The sequence below is a fragment of the Anaerobacillus sp. ABR4_321 genome (genome assembly GCF_056158505.1).
In genome coordinates, this window is record NZ_JBSWTK010000001.1 from 2691696 (window position 1) to 2717865 (window position 26170).

Sequence of the window (26170 nt, forward strand, 5' to 3'; positions counted from 1 at the left end):
TCCTATTATTTTCTAAGCTTTGGATCTAATGCATCCTGTAATCCATCTCCTAAAACGTTAAAAGCAAACATCGTTAATGAAATGAAAAATGCAGGAAAGAATAATCTCCACCAATGTCCTGACAGTATGGCAGATAGTCCGTCATTCGCCATGACTCCCCAGCTAGCGATTGGAGCTTGAACGCCAAGCCCAAGAAAACTCAGGAAGGCTTCGGCAAATATTGCTGTAGGAACAGTTAAGGTCATTTGAACTATGATCGGTCCCATAGTGTTTGGAAGCAGGTTCTTCCTGATAACACGACCTGCACTAGCTCCAAACGTTCGAGATGCTAGAACATGTTCAGAGTTTTTTAACTGCAATACTTGTCCTCGAACGATCCTCGCCATTCCGACCCATCCTGTAACGGTCAAAGCCACGATAATAGTAAATAATCCTGGTCCCATCACGACCATCAGTAGAATAACCATCAAGAGATATGGAAGACCATAAAGGATTTCGATGATTCTCATCATAAAATTATCTACGCGTCCACCTTTGTATCCTGAAAAGCCACCGTAAGCTACACCTATAATGAAATCGATGAATGCAGCCATAAACCCTACAAACAACGATATTCTTGCACCATTCCATGTTCGTGTGAACATGTCCCTGCCAAGGTTGTCTGTGCCAAACCAATGTTCAGAAGATGGTGCCTGGTTCCCATTCGTAAGTACTTGATGGTCATACGAATATGGTGAGATGATCGGTCCAAATACGGCCATCAAGATTAATAGGATCAATACGATTAATCCTGCCATCGATAACTTATTTTGTCTTAAGCGAATCCATGCATCCTTCCAATAAGAGACAGACGGCTTCGCAATATGATCGACATCATATGAAGAGTTTTCAAGAGGCACGAACAAGTCGTCAGGTGTATAGGGCGTACCTTTGTTTGTTTTTTCTGGTAACGACATCTCTAATTCCCCCTCTTGTGAAGCTTAATTCTAGGATCGAGAATGCCGTAAGCGATATCTACGATAAATAACATCATGATTAAAAACGCACTATAAAACACCGTTGTTCCCATGATAACTGGGTAATCTCGATCATTAATCCCATTGATAAAGTATTTACCCATACCTGGAATTGCAAAAATTTTCTCGATAACAAAGCTTCCTGTCAGTACACCTGCGACTAGCGTACCTAAAATCGTGATGACAGGTAGTAGTGCATTCCTCATCGCATGCTTGATTACGATCTGATACGTTGACATTCCTTTTGCTTTTGCTGTCAGTATATAATCTTGATTCAAAACCTCTATCATGCTCGACCGGGTTAAACGAGCAATGATCGCCATAGGACCTGTAGCAAGCGCAACTGCAGGAAGCACCATATGCATTGGTGAAGACCAAGTGGCCACAGGGAAGATCTCCCAGTTTACAGCTAACTGTTGAATGAGTAATGTAGCCATTATAAAGTTTGGAACGGATATCCCTATAACTGCAAACGTCATTGCTATGTAATCGATCGTGCCATTATGCTTTAAAGCAGCAAATATCCCGAGGATCACTCCCGAAATAACTGCAATCGCTAATGACAGCATTCCTAACTCCGCTGAAACAGGGAATCCCCTACCAATCATCTCATTTACAGAAGTTGATGATTGTTTGATAGAAGGTCCAAAGTCTAACGTTGCAAGTGATTTTAAATAGATAAAGTATTGAACGAATACTGGTTCATTCAAATGGTAGTGTGCTTCAAGATTTCGCTGAACAGCTTCGCTAGTATTACGTTCCTGGTTAAATGGTGATCCAGGAATGGCATGCATTAAAAAGAATGTAATCGTCACGATAATCCACAGTGTAATTAGCATGGCGAATAATCGATTTGCAACGTATTTCGCCAATAAAATCCCTACTTTCTAACTAAATGTCGTTCTTGATGCTAGTTCTGTCATGACAAGCATAGCTTGGTAGGCTTCTAGCATATCTTTTGCCTGAAACTTTACTGTTGTACCAGTTTCAATCTCAGCTCCTGGCATGATACTCGCCCATTCGGCCTGTCCATAATTCGTAAATTCGATACGGAAGATCGGTTTCTTTGGAGGAACTAAAGGATCTACTCGATGACGACTTTCGATGGCAGCAGTCGTTTGCTCCCTTAGTAGTTTGCCAGTTTTGTTGGGTGATGGAACTAATCCGGATGAACGCGAAATCGATTCTTTTACTGTAACAGTGGTAACGTTTGGAATAAGCGCTTCTGCTTCTGCTGTCGCTCTGTCATCTCCAGCTACTAATAAAACAGGAACGCCGTAGTACCCAGCTACGAACGCATTCAACCCTAGTTCTCCAACGGTTATGTCATCAATATAGAAATTTTTTACTGCATGTATCATTGAATGAGACATGATTCCTTTTAATGATGCCCGAGCATGGTAGCCTATGAATCCTGCCCCGTCATATGTATGGTCTAATCCTTCAACCATGGAAAACGGTTTTACATCTCCAGAAATAAGTTTTGCATCTTCATGTAGCTTTTCTACTAAAAGGTTGTTCATCTTGGAATGACTGTCGTTTACAATCACGTCTTCCACTCTACTTGCTAGAGCAGCCTCAATTACGTGGTTTGTTTCTTGCGTCATCAACTCTTGGCCGCGACGATAATTGTGTTTAGATGAATCCACAAACGTATCATCTACGATCCCAGAAATCCCTTCCATATCGACTGATAAATATAGCTTCACTCTTTCCCTCCTTCCACTCAATTCTTAACTTTCTGAATAATTATATCACGAATTCTCAAAATTTACTAAAAAGAAAAAACCACCTGTTTGATATTATCCCCTTTAAGTAGACATTCAAAAAAACCTCCATGATATGGTGGAGGAAAGGATGATACTTGGAGGGGATTTTTCTATGGCTAAAAAAGGACAAACGTTTCAACAGTATACAGACGATTTTAAACATAATGCCGTGATGAAATACATTAACGGTTCCCAAAGTTATAAAGCTCTAGCGGAAGAATTGGGAATAAAGAATTGTACACAACTTAAAGTGTGGGTCAAGAAGTGGAAGAATGGTGAGCCGTTTGATATTCGAAGTCGCAGTGGAGAAAATCCTATGTATGGTAGGCCGCGTACAAACTTTAACACAATTGAAGAAGAGAGAGATTACCTGAAAGCGCAGGTGGATTACTTAAAAAAGCAGTATCAAAATCTCGAAAAGGAGGAAAAATCACGCAAAAAATAAAGTATGAAACCGTGGAAGGCTTAAGGGGCAAAGCACCTGTCACTTGGTTATTAGAGATTGCTTCCCTCCAACCATCAAGTTATTACAAATGGAGAGCCAGTCAAGCAAAGCGAGATGAAAAGGCCAATCAAGATCATGACATCCAAATGCATATGATGGGGATTCATTTTCTTCACCCGGAAACAGGTTATCCTACCATGACACGTTTATTAAAAGAAAGTGGTTACCACATTAACCACAAAAAAGTGTATCGCTTGATGACAGAAATGGGCATTCAATCGGTAATCCGTAAAAAAAGAAAAAGGCATGGATACACCCCGTCTGTCGTCTATCCAAATAGGTTAAAACGCAACTTTAAAGCCAAGGGAACGAATCAGAAAATGGTGACGGACATTACTTATGTGTCAGATGGTAAACGATTCTATTACTTATCGGTGATCCAAGATTTATTCAACAATGAGATCGTAAGTTGGCAGCTTTCTAAACGAAACGATTTAAAACTTGTATTAGATACAGTAGCCCAATGGACAAAGAAAAAAGACGTAACTGAAGCCGTTCTCCATTCGGATCAAGGCTTTCAGTATACGTCTAAGGCATACAACATACGAATAGAAGAATATGGCGTTAAGGGCAGCCACTCTCGCAAAGGAAACTGCCTAGATAACGCCTGTATTGAGTCCTTCTTTTCGCATCTCAAAACAGAGAAGTTGTATATCGAACAGTGTAAAACAGAAAATGAGATCAGACAAGCAATCGAGGATTACATCTACCACTATAACTACAGACGTTTCCAAAAGAAATTAAAACAACGCGCGCCGATTGAATATCGACACGCGTTGGCAGCGTAGTTTTTTTATACTGTCTACTTGACAGGGGTAAAACCAGTTTCCAGGTGGTTCTCTTTACTCGATCTTTTCAGATAGTTCCGACCAGCGTTCAATTTTTTCTTCTAGCTCCATCGTTAAGGCTTGCTCTTCTTTGTATAATGTATCTACTTTCTCAAAGTCGCTGCCGGATTTTGTGATCTCTTCCTTTACGTTCTCAATCTTCAATTCGATTTCTTCAATCGTTTGTTGAATGGTCTCCCACTCTTTCTTTTCGTTATAGGACATCTTATTTTTCTTCGGTTTGTCCTCTTTCTCTACTACTTTGGTGGTTGCAACCTTCTTTTCTTCAGCTTCAAGCTCTTTTTCTCTTTTCTTCACATCTAAAAAGTCAGTGTATGAACCATAATAGTGATCGATCACACCGTTTCCTTCAAATACAAAAAGCTGTTCTGCAACTTTATCTAAAAAGTATCGATCGTGTGAAACCGTAATAACCGCGCCAGGAAAATCGGACAAATAATCCTCTAAAACTGAAAGTGTTTGTACATCGAGGTCATTTGTTGGCTCATCTAAGAAAAGAACGTTAGGCTCTTCCATCAAGATTCGAAGCAAGTAGAGTCTTCTTTTCTCTCCACCAGAAAGCCTGGATACATACGTCCACTGCAGCTCTGGTGAGAAAAGGAAGCGTTCTAGCATTTGTGAGGCAGTAATACTCCCACCTTTTTGAAGGCGTATTTGTTCGCCCCCTTCTCGAATGTATTCAATCACTCTTAAAGATTCATCTAGTCCTTCGTTTTGCTGAGTGTAAAAACCGATCTTCACAGTTGTTCCAATATCGATTGTGCCGCTATCTGGTTTTATCCGTCCCGCTAGCATGTTTAACAATGTTGTTTTACCAGACCCATTGGCGCCAATGATTCCGATGCGATCTTGAGGAAGAACAAGGTAGCTAAAATCGTTTGTAATATAATGATCGTTGAACATTTTAGTAACATCTTCTGCTTCGATAACTTTCTTCCCTAGTCGGCTAGAACCAATCGCCATTTCAACGTTACCGTCAGTCTTATGTTCTGGTGCTTCCTGCATGGTCTCAATTCGCTGCTTTCTCGCTTTTTGTTTCGTGGTTCTAGCTTTTGCCCCGCGTTTTAACCATTCTAATTCGCTTTGTAGCAATTTGTTTTGTTTATGAGCTTCTTTTTGTTCTCTTGCTTCTCGTAAAGCTTTTTGTTCTAAGAATGTTTCGTAATTCCCTCCATATTCAAACAAACGTCCCTTATCAAGCTCAAAAATACGGTTCGTAACACGATTTAGAAAATATCGATCATGTGTTACCAACAACAGGGTTCCTGAATATGTAGAAAGGTATTGTTCTAACCACTCGACCGTATCGTGGTCGATATGGTTTGTTGGTTCATCTAAAATCAATAAATCTGCTGGTTGAATAAAAGCTTTTGCTAAAGCCACTCGTTTTTGTTGCCCACCAGATAGTGTATTCACATTAGATTCAAATTTCGTTAATCCAAGCTTTGTAAGGATCGTCTTCGCTTTCGTACTAAAATCCCATGCATCCAATCGATCCATTTCCTCTTGAGCCGTAAGAAGACGCTCTTGGTAACCTGTATTTTCTGGATTATCAGTTACGTTTTGAAGTGCTACTTCATAGTTCCTAACTGCATTAAACAATGGTATATCACTGTCAAAAACCGTTTCAAGAATCGTTTTTTCTTCATGAAAAACTGGATCTTGTGGAAGATATTCCACCTGAAATGAATTTGCATGAAATAAACTCCCACTGTCTGCTGATTCGAGCCCAGCTAAGATTTTAAGAAGCGATGATTTTCCCGTTCCATTTACGCCTATTAAACCAATCCTCTGTCGTTCTTCTAATGAAAAAGATATTTCATCGAAAAGAGTTTTTTCTCCATAAGATTTGGTAATATTCTCAGCCTGAAGCAAGCTCATGACACTCATCCTTTTCTCTCTATAGTCTGCTTTCTATTTTACCCTTTTTGTCTTTAGAAAGGAACTAATTCACAACAATCACTGGATGAAGTGTGAGTTGCTCATCACTCTCTCGTACTGTGAATTGAAAGTCACGGTCTGTCATATTGCATAGCGAAAGGCTCTCGAGATTCTCTCGACAGCCTTCTTTTAGTATTGCTTACGCGTTCTTTTTTTGCTTCTTGTTTTTTTTATGTTTTTTGTTGTTGTTTTGGTCAGCAGAAAGTTCACTTGCAAACTCAGTTTCGTGCTTATGAGCTTGTTTTGGATTTTTCATTCGTCTTCACCTCCACTAGTAATAAGGTGTTCTGAATGTTATGTTCTTATACTTAGTACGGTATGTGAAATTTAAAATAAGAAACCCTCAAACACGGTCGTCTTCCTTCGATCGTTCTAGCAACGATACCTGAGGGTTAAGCGTCACGTTTTCCTGTCCTTCTTTCCAATAAAGCTCCACCTCTTCACCGTTTAAAACAGCTGGGAATGCAATCAAACCATTTTCGATATCGATGATCTTCACTCCCAAACTGAGTAAGTTTCTAATAAACGTTTGAGCCTCTAATTCCATAAATTCCATTCTAGACTCTTTTTTGAATAGAATATCTTCATCTACTTTTGTTTTGTGACGATATAACAAGGTTTTCTTATGCTGCTCTAGCTGTTCATACTGTTCACCAAAAGATTGAGTCACGCTCTTAAGACCTGCCAGCTCTCGCTTTACTTTAGGAATCGTCTCATTCGCTTCGTGCTCTGTAAAATATCTCTTGTTCATGTGAGTTCTCCTCCATCCGATTATTCAATAGTATGTATTTACCCTTACTTGACATCTTTAAGCATAATTCGACGTATTTTTGCTTTTTGTTGTAAACCCTATAAATAGCTCTATAAATCCGCTATGATGGATAGTGAGGGGAACATTATAAAATAAGGAGGAATTTCTCTTGGCAAAAGTTACTGTACCAGATTATGGAACATTTGATGTAGAGGAAGGAACGAAGCTAACACTTGCGCTTGAAGACAACGATGTACATATTCTTCATCGATGTGGTGGTAAAGCTAAATGCACAACGTGTCGCGTTGAAGTGCTAGATGGCGATTTTGGAGAACTTACTGATATCGAAAAAGAAGCTTTTAAAAGAAAGGGTGTAGAAGAGAACCTACGCCTCTCATGTCAAGTCCGAGTAAACGGTGACTGTGAAGTTAAGCCAGCTATGACGATCGAAAGCTCGGGTCTTGATGACCCTGGTCCTCGCCCAGAGAAATAAAGAGTAAAACGCCGGTTCGTAGGAACCGGCGTTTCGCTTTTTATCTTCTTTCATAAATAACAAAATCATAATCGTAAGGATTCTTCTCATCCTTCTTATTTATATCTCTAGATTTCTCAACCCAATCCTCACTCTTTAAATCAGTGAAGTATGCATCGCCTTGAAATTCATTATGAATTTCTGTGATGTAAAGCCGATCGGCGTAAGGCAAGAGCTGACGGTAAATCTCAGCACCTCCGATTACAAACCATTCCTTTTCGTTATCTTCTTCAGCCATTTTTAAAAATTCTTCGATAGAATGTAGAATTGTTACGTTTTTGATGGAAAGCTCACGCCTTGTAATCACGTAACTTTCTCTTCCTGGTAGAGGCTTCCCAATGGATTCAAACGTTTTCCTACCCATTACGATTGATTTTTGCAGCGTCATTTTTTTAAAGTATGCAAGATCAGCTGGGAGATGCCACGGCAAATCATTGTTCTTACCGATCAAATGATTTTCATCCATTGCAAGTAAAAAAGAAATCATACAGATACCTCTCCCTTTATGTGTGGATGCGGATCATATTCTGTAAGTTCAAAGTCTTCAAATGAAAAATCGAATAATGATTTAACTTCAGGGTTAATTTTCATTTTAGGTAATGGACGTGGATCTCTTGTTAACTGTAATTCAACCTGCTCAAGGTGATTATTGTAAATGTGTGCATCTCCAAGAGTATGAATGAATTCTCCAGGCTCTAAATCACATACCTGCGCCATCATCATCGTGAGTAAGGCGTAGGATGCGATGTTGAATGGTACGCCAAGAAAGACATCTGCTGAGCGCTGATAGAGCTGACATGAAAGTTTTCCATCAGCTACATAAAATTGAAAGAGACAATGACATGGAGGAAGCGCCATCTCATCCACTTGTGAAGGATTCCATGCCGTAACGATCATTCGTCTAGAATTAGGATTCGTTTTAATTTGATCGATTACGTTTTGAAGTTGATCTACCGTTTCACCATCAGCTCCAGTCCAAGACCTCCACTGGTGACCGTATACAGGTCCTAGTTCTCCATTTTCATCCGCCCATTCGTTCCAAATGCGGACGCCATTATCTTGAAGATATTTTACATTGGTATCTCCATTAATGAACCACAGTAATTCATGGATAATCGATCGTAAATGAAGCTTTTTCGTAGTTAACGCAGGAAAGCCTTCTTGCAAATCGAATCTCATCTGGTGACCAAAAACGCTAATAGTACCAGTACCCGTTCGATCAGACTTCTTTGTACCGTTATGTAGTATTTCTTCGCATAATTGTAAGTATGTTTTCATCTATGCTTCCCTCCCAAACATTTGCTAATAGTTATTGTACCACTGGAACGTTCTCATTCACACATCATATGTTATATGAGAAATTAAGGAAAGGATGAATATGTGATGGGAAAAGGAGACAAACTTCCAAAGATTCTTCAGGATCCTAATCTTCAAAATTGGTTGAATACGTTCGATGATTTTTTTAAGGATCCATTTTCTAATTTACTTCCACACCAGGCATTTCGTGTCGACCTATATGAAACGAATTCTGCTTTTATCGTTGAAGCTGAACTTCCTGGCGTATCAAAAGAACAAATTAAAGTAGAGCCATTAGGAGATAGCATCCGTATTTCCATTGAATCAGACAGCTTTCAAGAAGAACGGAATGATAAACAAAAGTACTATAAACAGGAAAGAGCGTATTCGAGTACTAGCAGATTGATCAAACTGCCCTATTCCTTTTCAATGAAGAATGTGAAGGGGAAATATGAGAACGGTATCCTCGAAGTCATGATACCTAAGACAGATCGAATAAAAGATACCATAAACTATTTAGATATCGAATAAAAAAACGGAGGGGGGATCCCTCCGTTTCTTTATTACATGCTCCAATCGATGAAAGCATTTCCTTCAAGGAATCTTTCACAATCCATCGCTGCCATACACCCGGTGCCTGCTGCTGTAATTGCCTGCCTATAAGTAAAATCTTGCACGTCTCCACAAGCAAAAACACCTGGAAGGTTCGTACGGGTAGTTCCTGGTTCAACATTGATGTAACCTTTGTCATCCATGTCTATTTTTCCTTCAAGAAAATCAGTGTTTGGCTTATGACCGATCGCTACAAAGATTCCATCCGTCTCGATCGTTTCTTCATTACCTGAATCACTTTCTCTTACTTTGATTCCGCTTACTTTCTTTCCATCTGAAACAACTTCAACAGGTGAGTAGTTAAGCTTCCATGAGATCTTTTCATTATTACGCGCTCTTTCTTGCATGATTTTTGATGCTCTGAGTTCGTTCCTTCGATGAAGAATCGTAACTTCCGAAGCGAACTTAGTAAGGAAAGTGGCTTCCTCCATCGCAGAGTCTCCTCCGCCAACAACGACGATCTTCTTATTTCTAAAGAAGAACCCATCACACGTCGCGCAAGTGCTTACACCTCTACCCATATTCTCGGATTCTCCTGGTATTCCTAATAACTTTGCCGAAGCACCAGTCGAAATCAATACCGCATCTGCTTCTACATCACCAAGCGTATCGGTTTTTAAAGTATAAGGTCTTTTTGAAAAATCGATATCCTTAACCCAGCCTCTTTCAATTCGAGCACCGAAGCGTAATGCTTGTTTCTTCATGTTTTCCATTAACTCTGGGCCAAGTATTCCATCAGCAAACCCAGGAAAGTTTTCTACATCTGTCGTCAAGGTTAATTGACCACCCGGCTCTGGACCCTCGATAACGAGAGGCTCCATATTTGCTCTTGCTAAATAAATTGCAGCGGTTAAACCTGCTGGTCCCGTTCCTACGATAACTGGTTTATTCATAATGACCCTCCTCTATAAGCTTCATTATTTTATTTTTCCTTATTTTAAAGAAATAAACCCTCTATACGCATTTAGTATATCGTATTTACTGAATATTGCTTATTATTCTGCTCAATTGCAAAAGGTTGTTCATTACCATTCCTTCTTGATAAAATGAACAAGTGTAGAACTTGCAATCAGCATTGAGGTGATAATAGCATGAATCCTATCGTAGAGTTTTGTATGAGCAACCTATCAAGCGGTTCACATAAAGCGATGGAAATACTTGAAAAAGACCATGATCTAGATGTATTAGAATATTCTTGTCTAGGGCATTGTACGTTATGTAGTCAGAAGATGTATTGTCTCGTTAACGGAGAGCGCGTTACTGCTACATCTTCAGATGAACTCGTACGTAACGTATATCAATTTATTGAAGAAAATCCTATGTTTTAATTTGAGTTTGGTCTGGGCATAGTATTGAGTGACACCTAAAAGGAGGATTGCTCAATGAAAAGTCGCAATGGCTACGATCCCAAAACAGGGGCTCAGGGTACTAAAAGCGGTGAGGATGCTCTCCAAATGAATAAAAAAAGAGGCCCGCAACAAGCGCGCCCTAAAAAGAAGTAATACGACGCTGCTCAATTGAGCAGCGTTTACTTATGCGATTCTAAAACGATACAAAAACCAGAAATCCTCTATTGGTGACTCACCACTAGCAATGATATGATGCTCCCCTTCGTCATCAACTGTTATCCAGTTCTCGTGATCATCCTGATAGGCTGGATAAAAATTTCCTTTTTTAAATAATTTCCTTTCATTTTCAGTACCTGTTAAAGGATCTTCTTCAAATACATCCCTTATACATTGAACGAGTTCCATTTCTATTCATTCCCCTTCCAATCAAACAGAAACACCCCGCATGCCTCATTATGAGAGCCATTTTGGCGGAGTGTTTTTATCCCAATAAATTTTCCCAACTTCATGATGCTCACTAAAGTTATCTTTTTCGTCATGATAATGAAAGTTAAACCAGTACCCATCCTGAGGTGGATGGTCTCTTCTCACATGAAACCTCATCAAGTCATTCCCTGTTTTCTCGTTGTACACGTGCATGATACGTTCACCATAACCACCAGATGGTTTATCAGTCAAACGAAGTGAACGAACGAAATCAACATCTAGTTCTTCGACTTTAGATGTAATGACCTCGCTTACTTTCGGAACGATCAAATTTATGTATTCGGACCCAACACGGTTAGCAATCGTGTCGCCAAACTTTCTTATTCCTAATTCTTCAGTTTGTAGTGAAGCATATGTAATGAATTCTTCTACTACCTCAGATGATGAAGAGCGTTCTGCAATCTCAGGCCATCGTAGGGGTTCACTCTCGACTTCTTCATATGATAGTTGAGGAGGCTCGTCCGTTTCAACAACGTGTGAAACGTCTTTTTGGTAGTTAGCTTCAGTCTTTTGTGCAGGTTTAAGATCTTGTAAATATTCTGTTGGTATAACTGTACCAAGCGTGATTACAGCAATGAATGCTACAAAAAGCTTTCTTGACCATAACGGAAAGCGCAATCGTCTACACCTGACTTTCTCAAATAAAAGATTTCTTACATTGTCCCATGAAGACGACGAAAATGCCAGATAATTTTTTAACTATTCTGTTATATATTTTGAGCGCTTCGTTAAAAGCGCTCATCCACTTAACAAGTAAACATTTCAATTCGATTAAGATCAATGCCTGTATATACCCATCTTCTTCCAGTCCATCGAAATCCAGATACAGATCTTCTGCCAACAAAAACTGGCCAGAACCAGAAGCGATTTCCACCTTTCATCCATATATACGTGTAGCGGTATAAACACCCTCTGATCGCAAACGGGTCTACTGCCTGCGTTCCTGCTTGTGCTGACATAGGCATTTGTGGTGTTGTTGATGGTGGACTAGAAGGTGGCTGCATCACTGGTTGTTGTTGACGAGGAGCCTCATAGGTATGAATGTGGTATGCGATGTGCTCATGTTCTTCACTGTACATCATTTCCATCCCTTCTCACTTGATATAGACACTGTATGCCCTTCTTAGGTGAGAGGTTCATTTGGACAACAAAAAAAGCACCTCTTTGAGTGTGCTGTCGCTTCATAATCAAATAAAATTATTATAAGAAATGGAGACCCGTATGGGTTTCCGACGCGTTAGCTAGTCCTGCTGATTTCTCTTCTTCGAGAGAACTTCTGCAGGGGAACCCTTGGGTGAGAAGCCCGTAAGCTTCTTTGAAATGGTGACCCGTACGGGATTCGAACCCGTGTTACCGCCGTGAAAGGGCGGTGTCTTAACCGCTTGACCAACGGGCCACTAAATTGGAGCGGGTGATGGGAATCGAACCCACGACATCAGCTTGGAAGGCTGAGGTTTTACCACTAAACTACACCCGCAAATGGCGGAGGAAGAGGGATTCGAACCCCCGCGGGCCGTTAAGCCCCTGTCGGTTTTCAAGACCGATCCCTTCAGCCAGACTTGGGTATTCCTCCAATATGGTGGAGCCTAGCGGGATCGAACCGCTGACCTCCTGCGTGCAAGGCAGGCGCTCTCCCAGCTGAGCTAAGGCCCCAAGTATGTATGGCGCGCCCGAGAGGAGTCGAACCCCTAACCTTCTGATCCGTAGTCAGACGCTCTATCCAATTGAGCTACGGGCGCATACCTATGTGATTCTAATGGTGCGGGTGAAGGGACTCGAACCCCCACGTCGTAAGACACTAGATCCTAAGTCTAGCGCGTCTGCCAATTCCGCCACACCCGCGTATGTGGTGCCGGCCAGAGGACTTGAACCCCCAACCTACTGATTACAAGTCAGTTGCTCTACCAATTGAGCTAGACCGGCGAAGTATTTTTATAGAGAAAGAATGGTGGAGGATGACGGGCTCGAACCGCCGACCCTCTGCTTGTAAGGCAGATGCTCTCCCAGCTGAGCTAATCCTCCAAATAAACAGCGACCTCTATATTATATAACTACTTGTCCATTCACGTCAACACTTTTTTTCAAGACATTGTGTCGAAAAACGTTGTTTATGAGGACAAGATTTATATTATCAATAATCTTACTAGATTGCAATAGTTTTTCACATAAAAAAAGCAAGGGATTTAATCCCCTGCTTATACTGATGATTGAACAAGAGTTTTATTTTTCTTTGGAGGCGCACTGCGTTCAGGATATTTCTTGGCTACCACTTCAACATCTACCTTACGATACTCTCGAATATTAGAGGCTTCCCTTAGTAGCTGATCTTCAACATAGTGACGCTTTCGTTTCAATAAAACCCCTCCTCATACTTAGTAACCCCTAGTTACCCTCTTTAGACCAATCATAAACCTGGTCTTTATTACCATATTTAAGCTGGTAATGATAGGTAGGATATAATGTATTCCTCTAGAGCACGTATTATGAACGGTCGATTGAAAAATGAAACTTGTTTATTTTTTCACCGGTAGCTTTTTCTAGAAACGTCACTTCTCCTTCGTTAGAGACCATAACGATCGTTTGTGCTCTGGTGCCATACTTTTCAGATTTAATATAGATGGGCGACAAAAGTCTTTCCCATTCTAGCGGGATACCTGTGTTTGGAAGATCTTTATCTGGCGCTGGTTCAGCATGATCAAGTAATTTGAACAGCTGATCAGAGTCAATCTCTTTAGTTTGGTCAAGATAATCTGATAGTTCTCTCTTGATTCGATCCACTTTGGGCCAGCTTGTATTCAACAGGTGATTACTTACAGCATGAATGCCCGACTCAACTTTCCTAACCTCGTTCTCGCGGTTTGAATAGTAAAAGAACTCATTTACATTACCCACAAACAAGTTGAAACCATTGTAGTGATCCTTTTGTTCCTGCAAACTCTTTAAATAATCGTATGGATGAATAGACTGCGTGAGGTAATTGACAGGCAGCTCCCCTCTTGACCGCTCCTTACGATCTTCATTAGGCTCTCGAAAATTTGTTAATGCAGCAATGTTACCCTCAGTCGTAATTCCAAGCCATGTACCTTTTGCTCTTAGGTCTCTTCCAGCTAAAAGGTTAGTATAATCAGTCCAATAATGAGCCCTTTCAGTGGGTCGTTCGTAGAATTCATCTCGATTAGCAATTAAAATGAATGGGTATTTTCGGTTAACATCGATTGCAACTGCGATTAAACACATACGATTTGCCGCCTTCCGATAAGCAGAGGAGCACAGTGTTAACCACTGTGCTCCTTCAACCCTTTATTGTATCAACTTAACCAGCACAAGATGATGAACAGTAACGTTGTTGTGAGTCCAAGCACTCATTACAAACGATGTGTAGTTTATCACACTCTACATTTGCGCAGTTAATGTAAGTGTCTGCATGTGTGCCGCAATGATAGCATGTTCCAACTACCTTTGCTTCATCCGTTTGATTGACATCAACAGCTAAGCGATCGTCAAACACAAAACACTTACCATCAAAATATTTCCCTTGTACTTCTGGGTCTTTGCCATATGTTACGATCCCACCATGAAGCTGAGATACATCATTAAAACCTTTCTTCTTCAAATAACCAGAAAACTTTTCGCAACGAATTCCACCTGTACAATACGTGAGTACTTTTTTGTCCTTTTGATCTGATAAGTTCTCTTCAATCCATTCCGGTAATTCACGAAACGCTTTTATATTCGGTCGAATTGCATTTCTGAAGTGACCGATATCATATTCATAGTCATTTCTCGCATCAATAACGATAACATCATCTCGTTCAAGTGCATTCATAAACTCTTTTGGCTCAAGATAATTTCCCGTAAGCTCATTTGGATCGATATCCTCATCAAGACGGAGTGATACGATCTCATTTCTAGCTCGAACGTGCATTTTTTTAAATGTGTGAGCTTCCGCTTCATCGATCTTAAATTCAATATCAGAAAAACGAGGATCGTTCCTTAACTCTTGAATGTATTGCTCAGTGTATTCTTTTGGTCCTGAGACGGTACCATTTATGCCTTCTTTACCTACGAGTATTCTACCTTTTAAGTCTAGAGACTTACAGAATTTCAAATGCTTTCTAGCAAAGTACTCGGGATCTTCTATTTCTACATACTTATAATATAACAGCACTTGATATGCTGAAGCTTCTGATTGCAAGTCAAAAACCACCTTCTGCGTATTCTAAAATCAGTATTAAATCTTACCTGATTTCTGATGTGATGTAAAGATGATTCTCACGATGTAAAGTATTCATCCTTAAGCTTTTCCAACTCGATTAAAGAAGCCTCTGCCCATCTTCCACCTTCGTGTTTTAGTTCGTTGACTTGTGTGTCCACCGCTTCCTTTAACGACTCGAGGTAATCTGGAATTTCTTCATCATAGTGGTTGATGGCGGAAATAGGGACAAGCGCTTTTTCGTATTGTGATAGCGCCTTACGCTGGTGAAATAATGGCACGTCGAGCTGCTTCGGGTTGTGCAGGTCCCCTTGTGTTGGGTGCTTAATGACTGCAAGAACCTTAACGACTGCTTTGGGAGATTTCACATCGACGATTTCTCCAATGTATCTCCCTGTTTTATAACCTGCTGTAACGATTTCACCTTGTTCAAATGACTTTTTATCTGCCATGATGTCTTCACTCCTTCACCAATGCTTTTACAACCTGATGATATCACAAAATCCTCCAGGGTCTGGAGGATTTCATCTTGTAAATACATGTTTTCCAATTGTCTTAATGACATGTCTGCTTCGAATCCAATCATCAGTGGCTGTTTTTGGATTATAGTAAAACAATGCCCCGGAGCTTGGATCTTCACCTTTTAATGCTTCATATGCTGCAAGGTAAGCCTTTTTTCCAGGTTTCTTGCTATATTGACCGTCAGATACTGCTGTATATGCTCCACTCTGAAAGATAACCTCTTTGATCGAATTTGGGAACTTTGATGAACGAACACGGTTTAGCGTAACAGCCGCAACTGCCACTTTCCCTTCGAACGATTCTCCTCTAGCTTCACCATTGATCAATCGAGCTAGCATTTCAACTTCTTTTACAGAGTATTTTTTAACTGATAATTGGTGACCTTTTACTTCTTTTACATCATTCATATTATTAATAGGTAGGTTCATTCGTAATGCTACCTGGTGCTTTGTTTCTGGATCAGGTTTTGTTTCTTTAGGAGTATCTAATTCTCGTGTAGGCAGTTTCGTTTCTGCTTTAACCGAAGTAACTGCTTCAACCTGATGTGATTGATAAGAGATCAGATTTATGAAAAGAGTCATAATCATTAACAATGATACATGTTTTTTCACTTAGCCTCACCCTTCCTATCTCTCAAAATCGTCACAGTTAGAAAGGTTAGAGCATATTCATCATCATTTCAATAGGAAATCGAAGGCCGTATTTCCAGAAAACCGTACAACATGAAACTTATTCCACCTTATTTAAATTCACTATTTGCTAAAACTTGCAACGTCAATTCGTCACTAGGTGGGTTATGGAGTCCTGCTCGTACGTCTCTATATAAACGTTCAATCTTGTTCTTTTTCATTAAACTTCTACCACCGATTATCCTCATAGAAAGGTCGACTACGTCGATCGCCGCGTTTACTGCTTGATGTTTCGCAGCGAATAGCTGTGACTGCATCTGCATTCGCTCTTCAGGATACTTATCCCATTGATCGGCAACAGAATATAGAAAATGGCGTGCACTCAATAGTTTTAATGAAATCTGTCCAATCTTATCTTGAATATGAGGCACTTCACTCAATGGTTTATCCAAACTGTTCGGCTGATACGTATTTACGAATTCGATCGCTTCCTGCTTAGCTGCTTCAGCAATTCCAAGGTAAACCGCAGGTATATGCAACAGCCATCCAGGTGGTATAGCTTTCGTTTTCCGCTCTTTGTCATACACTTCTAATAATCGTTCAGCAGGGACATGGACACCATTAAGAACAAGATCATCACTCCTCGTACCCCGCATGCCAATTACATCCCAAGTTTCTTCAATAGAAACTCCTTCATCTTTCATAGAAATGAGGAAATCGCAAGCTTCCTCACTGTCTTCCAAAGTCGCTTTCACAATCACCTGATCGAGATGAGTACTAAGAGTTGTAAACGTCTTTCTACCTGTCAAACGATATCCTGAATCAACTCTCTTAGCAATCGTTACAGGTAGCCCACCTCTCGTAGGGTCCCCTGTCTTTTCCTCTGTTTGAGCACGATTAATGATCGTTCCTTCTACAACATCTCTAGAAAGTCTCCCGAATGTAATGTCGTTCCACGGTCGTCGATCGTTTAGATCTTTCAAAATACCAAGATGCCAGCCGATCGAAAGCGCAGTAGCCCCCTCTCCTTTACCTAGCTCTTCTTGAATTAAAACAAGCTCATATAAAGAAAGGTCTTCTCCACCATATTGCTTTGGAACAGGTAGCGCTGAGTAACCAGATGTTCTGAACCGATCTAGAATCGATGTTGGAATACTCGCTTCTTCATCGATTTTCGATGCGAATTCCTGTAACTCTTCACTTAAATCCTGCGCTAAATGATGAAGTTTTTCTTCACGCTCATTACGAATAAATTTTTCTATCAAATAAGTCACCTTCCTTTAGTTGACTACTTATCACCGTTCAATTACGATAAAAGCAAATTAAGTTCTTATATTTAACAGTTCATCGATTCGGTCTTGCTTGAAGCCGATAATTACTTCTTCATCGATCACGATCGTAGGCGTAGACATCGATTTATGAGTATTGATCAATTCATCACGAGCTCTTGCATCTTCTTTAATATTAAGCAGCTCATATTCTATCCCATTCACATCGAAATATTGTTTAACAAACTCACACGGCGGACAAGCAGGCTGCGTGTAAACTTTTACATTCTTCATAAACGTCACTTCCCTAATAGAATCTTTTCCGTATAAAACATATCACCAGCGTTTCATACTTGCAACACATCTGTTCTTTAAAACGTTTGTTCCCGATCGATGAAGGGAATTATGCCGACAAGTAGTTGAAACTTTTTTTGAAGATAGAACGTATAAGGTATTACATGGTACTCAACTTTTCATTCTTTTGAAGGAGTGACATATATGAACAACTTATCTGAACAAAATGATAAACAGCGAGAAAAAGCGGAAGAAATTATCCAGAGCTTTTATAATGAAGATGACTCTGATAAAATCCTACAATCTTTATCAGGATTAGGAGAAGATGCTCAGAGGAACGCAGGGCAATCTTTAGAAGCGTTAAAACGTCCTGTAAAAGGAATGATCGATCAACCAGATAATGATCTTCCTGAAAACCTCCACAAGCTAAGGGAGCATGTATCTGAACTAGAACCGACTTATTTAAAGAAAACTAAGTTCAACAAGCTAATGAACAAAGTTCTTGGACGTAATGAAATCGAACAGTATGCAAAAAAGTATAAGACCGTGGAATCTCAAGTAGAGGTTATTGTTGAGTCATTATTAACAGGCAGAGACAAACTTCAAGAAGACAACTTGATGTTGAGAGAACTCAAAGATGTTGCACGTGAAAGGATCGGCGGATTAGAAGAGCAAATGGAACTTGGACAGATGTTGATGACGATGCTTGATGAAGAAGCTGCGAAAGATGAATGGAAGGAAAATCCTCTACCCATTCAAAAAGCTCAACAAAAAGTGGTCAGCCGCGTTAAAAATATGTCACAAGCTGTAATGGTATTGAGGCAATCGATGGCTTCCGTTGATCTAATCATAGAAAATAACGAAAAGCTAGAAGAAGCGATTTTCAATGCTGTTACGATGACGAAAAACATCATCACAGTTACCGCTTCCATCCAACTTGCACTTGGTAATCAGCAAAAAGTTATCACAGCTGTTCAAAATGTGAATGAAGCAACGGAATCAATGCTGCTTCGAAATGCAGAAATGCTCAAACAGAACACTGAGGAAACGATTAAAACTCTTGAAAAACCTGCAATTGCGATCGAATCTTTCCGCAAAGCTTATAACGACGTATTCGAAGCGATCGATCTTACAGAAAAATCGAACGCTAGAATCATCGATAGTGGAAAACTATTTATTACTGAGATGGAACAACTCAACAATGAAATGAAGCTTAAGCTTGACGGATCAACTGTAAAGCAAAAGCAGCTTTCTGAAGCTGCAGACCGTCTATAAGACTGGAGGTTATGAACGTGGGGCTACTAAACTCTCCTGAATATCAATGGGTGGAGAAATTTTTGCCTCCCAGATTTAAAACTGTGGAATCATCGTTATTACAAGACGTAGGTTCCTATGAATTTTTAAATTTTGCAGAGCAACTATTAGATGAATTTATTCATAAAATCTCAAACGATTCTCACAAACAAGAAAAATGGAAGCGAACAGAAAAAGGATTTACTATTTTCTTAAAGATCAAACGGAATCTCATTCTTTTTTCAGGGTATGACAGCCAAAAAACTCGCTCTTCTACCCCAAAAAAATTCTTTATACAATGGCAAAGACAAGTTAAGTCTTCGAGTGAACATGGGAAATGTAAACAGGGGTTGATCTTAATCAATGATCGCGGACGAATCATCAAGCGAAGTGTGAAACGGTCCCCTTATTTTTCTGGCATCTTTCATCGAATTAAACAATTAGATCGAGCTCTATTAGGTCCAAAATACGTAGCCCATGCGCCTCAAATTGATGCTACTTTACAAGAAAATGTACAGTTGGTCGAACAGCTTTTGAAAGACCCATCTATCAAAGGGGTTATTTATTCAAGAGCAAACCGACTGTTAAATCTCATCAGTACGATGTTACCTGAACTAGACCTTCTTGATATCGAGGAAAGACACACAGTGAAACGGATGCTATCCACTGAAATCCCTGACCTTTTAGGAGGATATATCGGTTTATCTAAGGATAATAAAGAATTAAGACACGGTGACCTGTTTCAGGCGTTATGTAAAATGGAACTAACGCTTCACCAACTGTTGGAAAAGTTAGAGCAACTAAGATTATCTAAAGTTGACCATCTCTTAAAAGTTAACAAGATGAGATACGATAACGAATAAAAGCTAGCTGTCAAAAAAGACAGCTAGCTTTTATTATACTTCTTGCTCTATATTTTCTTTCATGATCGCTTGAATGCGTTCTGTTACTTCTTCTTCTGATAGTCCGTGTTCTTCCACATAGCGATTACGTGGAGATACTCGGCATTCATGAGAACACCCTCGCAAGTATTTATGCTCATTCTCTTCAGAAGTAATGATTTGCTTATTACAATCTGGATTTGCGCAGTTGACGTATCTCTCACAAGGCTCACCAGTGAAATGGTCTTTACCAACGATCACGTGCTCTTTTTGATTGATCGGAACAGAAATCCGCTCATCGAATACGTAACACTGACCGTTCCAGTATTCACCTTTCGTTTCCTCGTCTTTACCGTACGTAACGATGCCACCATCAAGCTGGTTCACATCTTCAAAGCCCTGATTGATCATCCAGCCAGTGAATTTTTCACAACGAATACCACCAGTACAATAAGTTAAGATCTTCTTGTCTTTTTTATCAGCAAGATTTTCCTGCACCCACTCTGGTAAATCTCGGAAGTTCTTGATATCTGGATTTATCGCACCTTTGAAATGACCAAGCTCATACTCATAGTCATTACGAGTATCTAAAATGATGACGTCCTCATCCTGCATCGCTTCACGCCATTCTTTAGGGGATAAGTGCTTTCCACCTACTTTGGTAGGATTGTGGTTATCCTCTAATCGAAGAGTTACCAATTCAGGCCGTTCACGAACGTGCATCTTTTTAAACGCATGCTCATCTGCTTCGTCTATCTTAAAGAAAAGATCAGAAAAACGTTCGTCAGCATGCATCATATCCATATAAGCTTGAGTTTGCTCAACTGTTCCAGAAAGCGTTCCATTGATGCCTTCTTCAGCAACAAGGATTCTGCCCTTTAATTCATGTTCGTTACAAAACTCCTGGTGTTTCTCCACAAACTCTCCAGGATTATCGATTTGTACATATTTATAATACAATAATACGCGATAGTCTTTATTGCTCATAATCGTATCTCCTTTATTTCACTGTTTCCATAACAGGCTCAACCGCTCCAAAATATTATTATAATAAATTCTCGCTAGAATGCAAATAGATGGTTTTGAATTACCATATGGTTTCAGGGATGAGCACAGTAAGGAAGCTAAACGATTTCAATTGATGGTTTTACAAATACCTTCACATTTCCTTTGATGGCACGTGTGATCATGCACCCATCTTCTGCTCGTTCTGCAATGTCCATGATCTGTTGTCTCAGTGATTCATCAGGAGATTCCTTCAAATAGACAACTGGGAAATGGTGAATCGATTCAACATGTATTCTTCCTTCTTCACTCACAATTAATTTAGATGAGATTTGAATATCGTCAAAAGGAATCTTTTTTGCTTCAAGATAAAGTCCAAGCGTCATAAAATAACAAGCTGCAGAAGAGCTAAGCAATAGTTCATCAGGGTTGGTGCCTTCATCTAAGCCCCCCATTGACGTTGGGATCGTTACACTTGCTGAAAGATTTTCAGAATGAATTTCACCTTTCCCAGTTCTCCCGCCTTTGTAGCTTCCCTTTAGCTCAAATACATGTTCCATCCTACATACCTCCATCTAATTTTTCTTATAAGAAAACTCCACTCTTGGAACAGAGTGGAGGTTGATTTAACAATATTGCTCGAAAGCTCCTGTCAAGTTTTCCACGATGTCTTCAACTTCGTGATCTTCAATTTCTTCACGAGGAATGAAATGGAGAACCTGTCCATCTTTCATCAATGCCATGGAAGGAGAAGAAGGTTCGTATCCTTCTAGATACTCTCTCATTTGGGCAGTTGCTTCACGATCTTGTCCGGCAAACACTGTCACAATATGATCTGGTTTCTTTTCATGTTCAATTGCTTCACGAGCTGCTGGTCGCGCTAAACCTGCCGCACAGCCGCAGACAGAATTGATCACAACTAGTGTTGTACCTTTCGTGCCAGTTACAAATTCTGCAACATCTTCAGCAGTGGTGAGTTCTTTAAAACCTGCAGAAGTTAATTCGTCTCGCATTGGCTGAGCCATTTGTTTCATATATTCTTCATATGGATTCATTATGAGAACCTCCTCTTATTTCGATTTCCGTGCTTGCGTCATTTGATGCCATACTGAGCCTTTTGCTTCTTCGCCACCCTTAATACGCTCGAGTGCCATCCTTGCTTGCATCTTTACTTCGAACTCTGGATCTTCTGTTGCCTGTTCTAAAGCAGGTACTGCTGATTCATCGCCTACCTCGTATAAGAACATGGCAGCCCTCCAACGAACAAGCTTGTTTTTATCAGATAGGGCTTCCACCATTTCAGGAATTGCTTCTACATAACCTAAATCAGACAAACAGTCTCCCGCAGTACGTCTCACAGTCACTGACTTATCTTTCAACGCTTTATATAGTAGAGGCAAGACGTCTTTTGATTCAATCATCCCAAGATAAACAGCAGCTAGTCTACGTATAGAAGCCTTTTCATCTTGTAGCGCTTTTTCTAGTAAAGGAAGGTCGGTGATTTCTGGATCTAATCGATCTAGAGCAGCATATCTTTCCTTCCATTCTGGATGGTCGAGCATCTCAAGCGTAACATGCTTCTTTTCTTGTTTTCTTGAATCAGGCTGTCCTGGGTTAAAAGCATCTTTCACAAGTGCCCCAAGTCTTTTTTCATCATAAGTTGCAGATACTTCCTCAGTGACTTCAACGCCAACTTCTTCCGGAGAACCATAGCGAGGATTTTGCTCTTTCCACTCTCGTTCCATTACCATATTGTCAGAAGCTGAAGAAGCATCCATCGCCGCTTTCATAAATCGATCAGGTAGACCGAAACGATGTTCTTCTTCACCATCGAGCAGCTTTACCTGCATAGGAATACCCCTAAACATTTGAATGAACACTTTTACTTCGCCGAAATCATCGTCAACGGCATCCTTCGAATTGCTCGTTTCATTCGTTTCTTGTCCAAATGCTGCCCTTGCGCCAGGTAAGATATCTTCCCAGGCAAATCTTGCATTACGTTCTAAAGCAATAAAGTCCATTACATGATAGATTTCTTTTACACCAGGAACTTCCATTAGCTGTTGAATATAATCCGGCGCGTCAGCAAGGTCACTCCCCTGCTTATACTGGCGCGTATCCCCTGCGGCTAACGATTCGTTCAGGTTGATTTTCATCGAATTTGGACTCGGTGTTGGTTCGATCGATACGATCTTCATAGAACCTCCCCCTTCTTCAAGTGATTTTATCATAAGTGATTAACATGTACCATTAAGACCCATCACTCATTAAGTGTAACAACCGTCGCATTTTCTTTGTACTCATAATAATAACTTAATACATCATCCACATATTCATCACTATGGTTGTAAGCATACAGAGCGGTTTCTAACTTACCTTCACTCGCTCCGTTAGCTGATAGATAACTTGCGGCTGTGAATGCTGCATCAGTAATATTGTATGGGTCTGCTTTGCCATCCCCGTTTCCGTCTTTTCCATAGCCGCCGTATTTATTAATCAAGGCAGGATCAGTGATATCGATATCGTCACCCTCATTTAATTTTCCTAAGGCACTACCTTCATATTGCCAACCAAGCCATGTACGAGGCATGAAGTAGAGTAAGAACCCAGCGCCTTATCATGTCTCCATGACAGGTTTCCGTGAACTCCTCCCCGAACCGTACGTACACCTCTCGATGTATACGGCTCTCCACTTATCAATCTAGTTTACCGTTATGCAAATCGACGTGGCAGGTCGTGCATAATGCCATGGTTTTGCGGTTTCTTTCAATCATTCGCTTTTCCCATCGCTTCCTGCCTTTTAGGTCTTTTAGCTTTTTTATGTGATGTATTTCGAGAGGGATATTTTTGGTACCGCACCACTCACATTCACTTGCTAATAACCTTTCGATTAGACTCGTCCTGCTGTAAATATTATTTCGTTCCGTAGGGATGATATCAATTTCACTCCGCTTATTGAGGGAATGGCTTTTCTTGAAACCATCTTTGTAGAAAAATGATACTTTAGAACCTTTAGAGGTGTTGTACCTTACTCCAAAATGACCATTTACCTTGTATTTTCGCAATATCTTTCTAACGCTAGATTTATATTTGTTAGCGAAAGTTTTGTACATGCTATATTCCATGATGTTTTTAAAACCATCGAGTTTGTAGACGTTATTTGCTAACTTGTAATAATTATATAAACCTCTTATTTCTGCGTTGTATGTTGTTAAAATTTCAAGGTCATCATTTTGGAGAAGATGAGCGCGGTGCGTCGATTTCCATTCTCCGGTATGTGGGTCTATTTTTAACGCCTTGTAGTCTAATAGTTTGTTACGCCAAACATCATGCGGTAGAAGAAGCTCACAGCTCATCGTTCTAGTTCTTTGCTTATGTCCACTAGCCGTAACTTTTGTAGTTAAATCATCATGACTGATTTTAACATCATATCCGAGAAACCTAGCTCGGTCTCCTGAGTGAGTAATTAATGTCTTTTCTTGAGATAACTCGATTTTTAATTCACTCATTAGAAAATCCGTCAAATCATCTTTAACCTGTCTACAATCTTCTTTACTACCGATAATTCCAATCAAAAAATCATCCGCATATCTTGTGTATTGTATCCTTTTATAGGATTCATCCATCGGGTCCTTGTATGGAAGTTCCATCATGTGTTTCTTAAGGGATTTTATTTCTTCCCTGGCTTCGTTCTTTTCCCTTACAGTCATCTCAGTCCATTTTTCTTTGTACCTCTTTTTGGCTTTATAGAGTCTATTTTCCCTTGCTCTGTACTCCTTATTTCTGTGTCGAGACTCTCCTTTATCAAAATGTTTTTTGTATTTTAATACATAGTTGTCAAATTCATTAAGATAAATATTGGAAAGAATAGGACTGATGATGCCTCCCTGTGGTGTACCACTAAAAGTTGTATGATACTTCCAATCTTCCATATAGCCAGCTTTTAAAAATTTCCACATGAGATTAATAAAAGCTTCATCCTCAATTTTACGCTTCAAAATATTGATTAGTATATGATGGTCTATATTATCGAAGAAACCTTTAATGTCACCTTCAATAAACCATTTAGCACCTGTGAAGCGTTCTTTGATTTGAAAAAGGGCTGTATGACAACTTTTTTGAGGTCGAAAACCATGGGACACATTGGAAAATGTGTTCTCATAAATTCCTTCAAGGATGAGCCTTACAACTTCCTGTAAGAGTTTATCTTCAAATGATGGAATCCCTAACGGACGTTTTTTTCCATTTTTCTTAGGGATATAGACCCTTTTTGATGGTTGCGGTTGATAGCTTTGATCTTTCAGACGTTCTATTAAATTTTCAATACGTTTTAGACTCATACCATCTATGGTTTTACCGTCAACACCCTGTGTCATATTGCCTTCCTTGGCATATATTTTTGAGTATGCTAGAAGGTAAAATTCTACATTATACAGGTTTCTATAGATTCTACGGAATTTATAGTCTTGACGAGTTGTCTGTTTCGCTAGATTGTCTAACACTATTTTTGGACTTCTCATAGAGCCTCACGCTCCTTTCCAATTTGATGTCAGACGAGATAAGCTGTTCTCCTTCGCCATGTGGCAAGCTTTCCTTACCTCGGACTACTACGAGAACTCCGTTACCTTATTGGATATTCAAGCACCTCGTGCTATAGCTTTATAGCTTTCCAACTTAGGTAATCACCATTTAGTTACATATAAGAACTGGCATGTTGTAATGTCGGATACGACTTTCGTCCTTTTTCCCTTATTGGGAACGGTCAGCCTTTAGACCACCTGAATACTATCTACCAATTATATAGTACTCAATAAGAATAAGTATGCAATTACCTTACCCTCTTTAGCTGTATAGCGTTAATAATTACCTTCCGCTATAGATGGGCCATTAATCCCCTTGGACTATCGTTCAAGCAGTTTAGCTTTTATCCTTATTTACAACTATTCACCTTGCCATTCAG

Annotated in this window: 29 protein-coding genes, 8 tRNA genes and 1 pseudogene; 6 read left to right on the top strand and 32 right to left on the bottom strand. The window is 39.8% G+C overall.

Going from position 1 to position 26170, the window contains the following annotated elements:
- Nucleotides 1–5: 5 nt before the first annotated feature.
- Genes ACXADT_RS13940 through ACXADT_RS13950 form a run of 3 tightly spaced genes read right to left on the bottom strand, consistent with a single transcriptional unit; the run spans nt 6 to nt 2725 of the window.
- Nucleotides 6–956, bottom strand: coding sequence for an ABC transporter permease (locus tag ACXADT_RS13940; RefSeq protein WP_474811904.1), 951 nt, complete (start codon nt 954–956; stop codon nt 6–8).
- Nucleotides 957–958: 2 nt separating this feature from the next.
- The gene (locus ACXADT_RS13945; RefSeq protein ID WP_270182083.1) at nt 959–1888 is read right to left on the bottom strand and encodes an ABC transporter permease; all 930 of its coding nucleotides are present in this window, start codon (nt 1886–1888) and stop codon (nt 959–961) included.
- 15 nt (nt 1889–1903) lie between these two features.
- Nucleotides 1904–2725 carry a M55 family metallopeptidase gene (locus ACXADT_RS13950; protein ID WP_270182082.1) on the bottom strand — a complete coding sequence of 274 codons (822 nt, stop codon included), beginning with the start codon at nt 2723–2725 and terminating at the stop codon, nt 1904–1906.
- A gap of 172 nt (nt 2726–2897) precedes the next feature.
- On the opposite strand from ACXADT_RS13950, the gene ACXADT_RS13955 reads away from it, so the two are divergent.
- Nucleotides 2898–4078, top strand: a protein-coding gene (locus ACXADT_RS13955) for an IS3 family transposase (RefSeq protein WP_474831670.1) whose coding sequence is annotated in 2 segments (ribosomal slippage) — nt 2898–3189 and nt 3189–4078 — 1182 coding nt in all. Because the reading frame shifts where the segments join, the coding sequence is not laid out codon by codon here.
- A gap of 54 nt (nt 4079–4132) precedes the next feature.
- Here ACXADT_RS13955 and ACXADT_RS13960 read toward each other — a convergent pair.
- Entirely contained in the window at nt 4133–6019 is a 1887-nt protein-coding gene (locus ACXADT_RS13960) for an ABC-F family ATP-binding cassette domain-containing protein (RefSeq protein WP_474831672.1), read from the bottom strand.
- Nucleotides 6020–6422: 403 nt separating this feature from the next.
- On the bottom strand, nt 6423–6830 hold the full coding sequence (locus ACXADT_RS13965; RefSeq protein WP_474831673.1) for a DUF2203 family protein: 408 nt from the start codon (nt 6828–6830) through the stop codon (nt 6423–6425).
- Between the two features lie 169 nt (nt 6831–6999).
- Between ACXADT_RS13965 and ACXADT_RS13970 the strand changes: the two genes are divergently transcribed.
- Nucleotides 7000–7323, top strand: coding sequence for a 2Fe-2S iron-sulfur cluster-binding protein (locus ACXADT_RS13970; protein ID WP_270182079.1), 324 nt, complete (start codon nt 7000–7002; stop codon nt 7321–7323).
- Nucleotides 7324–7363: 40 nt separating this feature from the next.
- On the opposite strand, the pseudogene ACXADT_RS13975 reads toward ACXADT_RS13970, so the two are convergent.
- Nucleotides 7364–7855, bottom strand: a pseudogene (locus ACXADT_RS13975) (dihydrofolate reductase); the annotation flags it as partial.
- Entirely contained in the window at nt 7846–8640 is a 795-nt protein-coding gene (locus ACXADT_RS13980) for a thymidylate synthase (RefSeq protein ID WP_474831675.1), read from the bottom strand. The pseudogene ACXADT_RS13975 and the gene ACXADT_RS13980, both read right to left, overlap by 10 nt.
- 105 nt (nt 8641–8745) lie before the next feature.
- Between ACXADT_RS13980 and ACXADT_RS13985 the strand changes: the two genes are divergently transcribed.
- The gene (locus tag ACXADT_RS13985) at nt 8746–9189 is read left to right on the top strand and encodes an Hsp20/alpha crystallin family protein (RefSeq protein ID WP_474831677.1); all 444 of its coding nucleotides are present in this window, start codon (nt 8746–8748) and stop codon (nt 9187–9189) included.
- A gap of 32 nt (nt 9190–9221) precedes the next feature.
- Here the strand turns inward: ACXADT_RS13985 and trxB are convergent, their stop codons facing one another.
- Entirely contained in the window at nt 9222–10163 is a 942-nt protein-coding gene (trxB, locus tag ACXADT_RS13990) for a thioredoxin-disulfide reductase (RefSeq protein ID WP_270182075.1), read from the bottom strand.
- Between the two features lie 198 nt (nt 10164–10361).
- Between trxB and ACXADT_RS13995 the strand changes: the two genes are divergently transcribed.
- Complete coding sequence (locus ACXADT_RS13995; protein WP_474831679.1) at nt 10362–10598, top strand: YuzB family protein; 237 nt, start codon at nt 10362–10364, stop codon at nt 10596–10598.
- Nucleotides 10599–10802: 204 nt separating this feature from the next.
- Here the strand turns inward: ACXADT_RS13995 and ACXADT_RS14000 are convergent, their stop codons facing one another.
- The 18 genes from ACXADT_RS14000 to ACXADT_RS14085 all read right to left on the bottom strand — a co-directional run bounded on the left by ACXADT_RS14000 (nt 10803) and on the right by ACXADT_RS14085 (nt 18031).
- The gene (locus tag ACXADT_RS14000) at nt 10803–11024 is read right to left on the bottom strand and encodes a hypothetical protein (protein ID WP_270182074.1); all 222 of its coding nucleotides are present in this window, start codon (nt 11022–11024) and stop codon (nt 10803–10805) included.
- A 48-nt stretch (nt 11025–11072) separates the two neighbouring features.
- Complete coding sequence (locus ACXADT_RS14005) at nt 11073–11723, bottom strand: YpjP family protein (protein ID WP_270182073.1); 651 nt, start codon at nt 11721–11723, stop codon at nt 11073–11075.
- 128 nt (nt 11724–11851) lie between these two features.
- Complete coding sequence (locus tag ACXADT_RS14010) at nt 11852–12187, bottom strand: transporter (protein ID WP_270182072.1); 336 nt, start codon at nt 12185–12187, stop codon at nt 11852–11854.
- 239 nt (nt 12188–12426) lie between these two features.
- Nucleotides 12427–12501: transfer RNA gene (locus tag ACXADT_RS14015), tRNA-Glu, on the bottom strand.
- Between the two features lie 7 nt (nt 12502–12508).
- A tRNA-Gly gene (locus ACXADT_RS14020) sits at nt 12509–12582 on the bottom strand.
- 3 nt (nt 12583–12585) lie between these two features.
- Nucleotides 12586–12678 (bottom strand) — tRNA-Ser (locus ACXADT_RS14025).
- Nucleotides 12679–12682: 4 nt separating this feature from the next.
- Nucleotides 12683–12758 (bottom strand) — tRNA-Ala (locus ACXADT_RS14030).
- Nucleotides 12759–12767: 9 nt separating this feature from the next.
- Nucleotides 12768–12844 (bottom strand) — tRNA-Arg (locus ACXADT_RS14035).
- An 18-nt stretch (nt 12845–12862) separates the two neighbouring features.
- Nucleotides 12863–12947: transfer RNA gene (locus tag ACXADT_RS14040), tRNA-Leu, on the bottom strand.
- A gap of 5 nt (nt 12948–12952) precedes the next feature.
- Nucleotides 12953–13028, bottom strand: a tRNA-Thr gene (locus tag ACXADT_RS14045).
- A 23-nt stretch (nt 13029–13051) separates the two neighbouring features.
- Nucleotides 13052–13127 (bottom strand) — tRNA-Val (locus tag ACXADT_RS14050).
- A 173-nt stretch (nt 13128–13300) separates the two neighbouring features.
- On the bottom strand, nt 13301–13459 hold the full coding sequence (locus ACXADT_RS14055) for a hypothetical protein (protein ID WP_270182004.1): 159 nt from the start codon (nt 13457–13459) through the stop codon (nt 13301–13303).
- A gap of 127 nt (nt 13460–13586) precedes the next feature.
- Nucleotides 13587–14342: an NRDE family protein gene (locus tag ACXADT_RS14060; protein ID WP_474811924.1), complete on the bottom strand. Its 756-nt coding sequence runs from the start codon at nt 14340–14342 to the stop codon at nt 13587–13589.
- A gap of 76 nt (nt 14343–14418) precedes the next feature.
- Nucleotides 14419–15300, bottom strand: coding sequence for an oxygen-dependent tRNA uridine(34) hydroxylase TrhO (gene trhO, locus ACXADT_RS14065; protein ID WP_474831681.1), 882 nt, complete (start codon nt 15298–15300; stop codon nt 14419–14421).
- 77 nt (nt 15301–15377) lie between these two features.
- Nucleotides 15378–15770 carry a kinase-associated lipoprotein KapB gene (gene kapB / locus ACXADT_RS14070; RefSeq protein ID WP_270182001.1) on the bottom strand — a complete coding sequence of 131 codons (393 nt, stop codon included), beginning with the start codon at nt 15768–15770 and terminating at the stop codon, nt 15378–15380.
- A gap of 72 nt (nt 15771–15842) precedes the next feature.
- Nucleotides 15843–16451, bottom strand: a complete 609-nt coding sequence (locus ACXADT_RS14075; protein ID WP_474811928.1) for a cell wall hydrolase — start codon at nt 16449–16451, stop codon at nt 15843–15845.
- Nucleotides 16452–16579: 128 nt separating this feature from the next.
- Nucleotides 16580–17743 carry an acyl-CoA dehydrogenase family protein gene (locus ACXADT_RS14080; RefSeq protein ID WP_270181999.1) on the bottom strand — a complete coding sequence of 388 codons (1164 nt, stop codon included), beginning with the start codon at nt 17741–17743 and terminating at the stop codon, nt 16580–16582.
- Between the two features lie 48 nt (nt 17744–17791).
- Nucleotides 17792–18031, bottom strand: a complete 240-nt coding sequence (locus ACXADT_RS14085) for a glutaredoxin domain-containing protein (RefSeq protein ID WP_270181998.1) — start codon at nt 18029–18031, stop codon at nt 17792–17794.
- Between the two features lie 204 nt (nt 18032–18235).
- Here ACXADT_RS14085 and ACXADT_RS14090 point away from each other — a divergent pair, with 204 nt between their 5' ends.
- Both ACXADT_RS14090 and ACXADT_RS14095 read left to right on the top strand, forming a co-directional pair.
- The gene (locus tag ACXADT_RS14090; RefSeq protein WP_474831683.1) at nt 18236–19306 is read left to right on the top strand and encodes a toxic anion resistance protein; all 1071 of its coding nucleotides are present in this window, start codon (nt 18236–18238) and stop codon (nt 19304–19306) included.
- Between the two features lie 17 nt (nt 19307–19323).
- Nucleotides 19324–20187 (top strand): hypothetical protein, encoded by an 864-nt coding sequence (locus tag ACXADT_RS14095; RefSeq protein ID WP_474811935.1) that lies wholly within the window; start codon nt 19324–19326, stop codon nt 20185–20187.
- 33 nt (nt 20188–20220) lie between these two features.
- Here ACXADT_RS14095 and trhO (ACXADT_RS14100) read toward each other — a convergent pair whose 3' ends face one another.
- From trhO (ACXADT_RS14100) to ACXADT_RS14125, 6 genes are all read right to left on the bottom strand, one after another.
- Nucleotides 20221–21192: an oxygen-dependent tRNA uridine(34) hydroxylase TrhO gene (trhO, locus tag ACXADT_RS14100; RefSeq protein ID WP_270181995.1), complete on the bottom strand. Its 972-nt coding sequence runs from the start codon at nt 21190–21192 to the stop codon at nt 20221–20223.
- 137 nt (nt 21193–21329) lie between these two features.
- Entirely contained in the window at nt 21330–21770 is a 441-nt protein-coding gene (locus ACXADT_RS14105) for an OsmC family protein (RefSeq protein WP_474811937.1), read from the bottom strand.
- A 66-nt stretch (nt 21771–21836) separates the two neighbouring features.
- Nucleotides 21837–22268, bottom strand: coding sequence for a BrxA/BrxB family bacilliredoxin (locus tag ACXADT_RS14110; RefSeq protein WP_270182070.1), 432 nt, complete (start codon nt 22266–22268; stop codon nt 21837–21839).
- A gap of 12 nt (nt 22269–22280) precedes the next feature.
- Nucleotides 22281–23408 carry a conserved virulence factor C family protein gene (locus ACXADT_RS14115; RefSeq protein ID WP_474831684.1) on the bottom strand — a complete coding sequence of 376 codons (1128 nt, stop codon included), beginning with the start codon at nt 23406–23408 and terminating at the stop codon, nt 22281–22283.
- 62 nt (nt 23409–23470) lie between these two features.
- On the bottom strand, nt 23471–23800 hold the full coding sequence (locus ACXADT_RS14120) for a lysozyme family protein (RefSeq protein ID WP_474831685.1): 330 nt from the start codon (nt 23798–23800) through the stop codon (nt 23471–23473).
- A 106-nt stretch (nt 23801–23906) separates the two neighbouring features.
- Nucleotides 23907–25730 (bottom strand): reverse transcriptase/maturase family protein, encoded by a 1824-nt coding sequence (locus tag ACXADT_RS14125; protein ID WP_474831686.1) that lies wholly within the window; start codon nt 25728–25730, stop codon nt 23907–23909.
- Nucleotides 25731–26170: the final 440 nt, after the last annotated feature.

Bases quoted from the DNA above. Each gene is read 5' to 3' on its own strand.
- ACXADT_RS13940 (WP_474811904.1), bottom strand. From the start codon at position 956: ATGTCGTTACCAGAAAAAACAAACAAAGGTACGCCCTATACACCTGAC.
- ACXADT_RS13960 (WP_474831672.1), bottom strand. From the start codon at position 6,019: ATGAGCTTGCTTCAGGCTGAGAATATTACCAAATCTTATGGAGAAAAA.
- ACXADT_RS13965 (WP_474831673.1), bottom strand. From the start codon at position 6,830: ATGAACAAGAGATATTTTACAGAGCACGAAGCGAATGAGACGATTCCT.
- ACXADT_RS13980 (WP_474831675.1), bottom strand. From the start codon at position 8,640: ATGAAAACATACTTACAATTATGCGAAGAAATACTACATAACGGTACA.
- ACXADT_RS13985 (WP_474831677.1), top strand. From the start codon at position 8,746: ATGGGAAAAGGAGACAAACTTCCAAAGATTCTTCAGGATCCTAATCTT.
- trxB (WP_270182075.1), bottom strand. From the start codon at position 10,163: ATGAATAAACCAGTTATCGTAGGAACGGGACCAGCAGGTTTAACCGCT.
- ACXADT_RS13995 (WP_474831679.1), top strand. From the start codon at position 10,362: ATGAATCCTATCGTAGAGTTTTGTATGAGCAACCTATCAAGCGGTTCA.
- ACXADT_RS14000 (WP_270182074.1), bottom strand. From the start codon at position 11,024: ATGGAACTCGTTCAATGTATAAGGGATGTATTTGAAGAAGATCCTTTA.
- ACXADT_RS14010 (WP_270182072.1), bottom strand. From the start codon at position 12,187: ATGATGTACAGTGAAGAACATGAGCACATCGCATACCACATTCATACC.
- ACXADT_RS14060 (WP_474811924.1), bottom strand. From the start codon at position 14,342: ATGTGTTTAATCGCAGTTGCAATCGATGTTAACCGAAAATACCCATTC.
- kapB (WP_270182001.1), bottom strand. From the start codon at position 15,770: ATGGCAGATAAAAAGTCATTTGAACAAGGTGAAATCGTTACAGCAGGT.
- ACXADT_RS14085 (WP_270181998.1), bottom strand. From the start codon at position 18,031: ATGAAGAATGTAAAAGTTTACACGCAGCCTGCTTGTCCGCCGTGTGAG.
- ACXADT_RS14090 (WP_474831683.1), top strand. From the start codon at position 18,236: ATGAACAACTTATCTGAACAAAATGATAAACAGCGAGAAAAAGCGGAA.
- trhO (WP_270181995.1), bottom strand. From the start codon at position 21,192: ATGAGCAATAAAGACTATCGCGTATTATTGTATTATAAATATGTACAA.
- ACXADT_RS14105 (WP_474811937.1), bottom strand. From the start codon at position 21,770: ATGGAACATGTATTTGAGCTAAAGGGAAGCTACAAAGGCGGGAGAACT.
- ACXADT_RS14115 (WP_474831684.1), bottom strand. From the start codon at position 23,408: ATGAAGATCGTATCGATCGAACCAACACCGAGTCCAAATTCGATGAAA.
- ACXADT_RS14120 (WP_474831685.1), bottom strand. From the start codon at position 23,800: ATGCCTCGTACATGGCTTGGTTGGCAATATGAAGGTAGTGCCTTAGGA.
- ACXADT_RS14125 (WP_474831686.1), bottom strand. From the start codon at position 25,730: ATGAGAAGTCCAAAAATAGTGTTAGACAATCTAGCGAAACAGACAACT.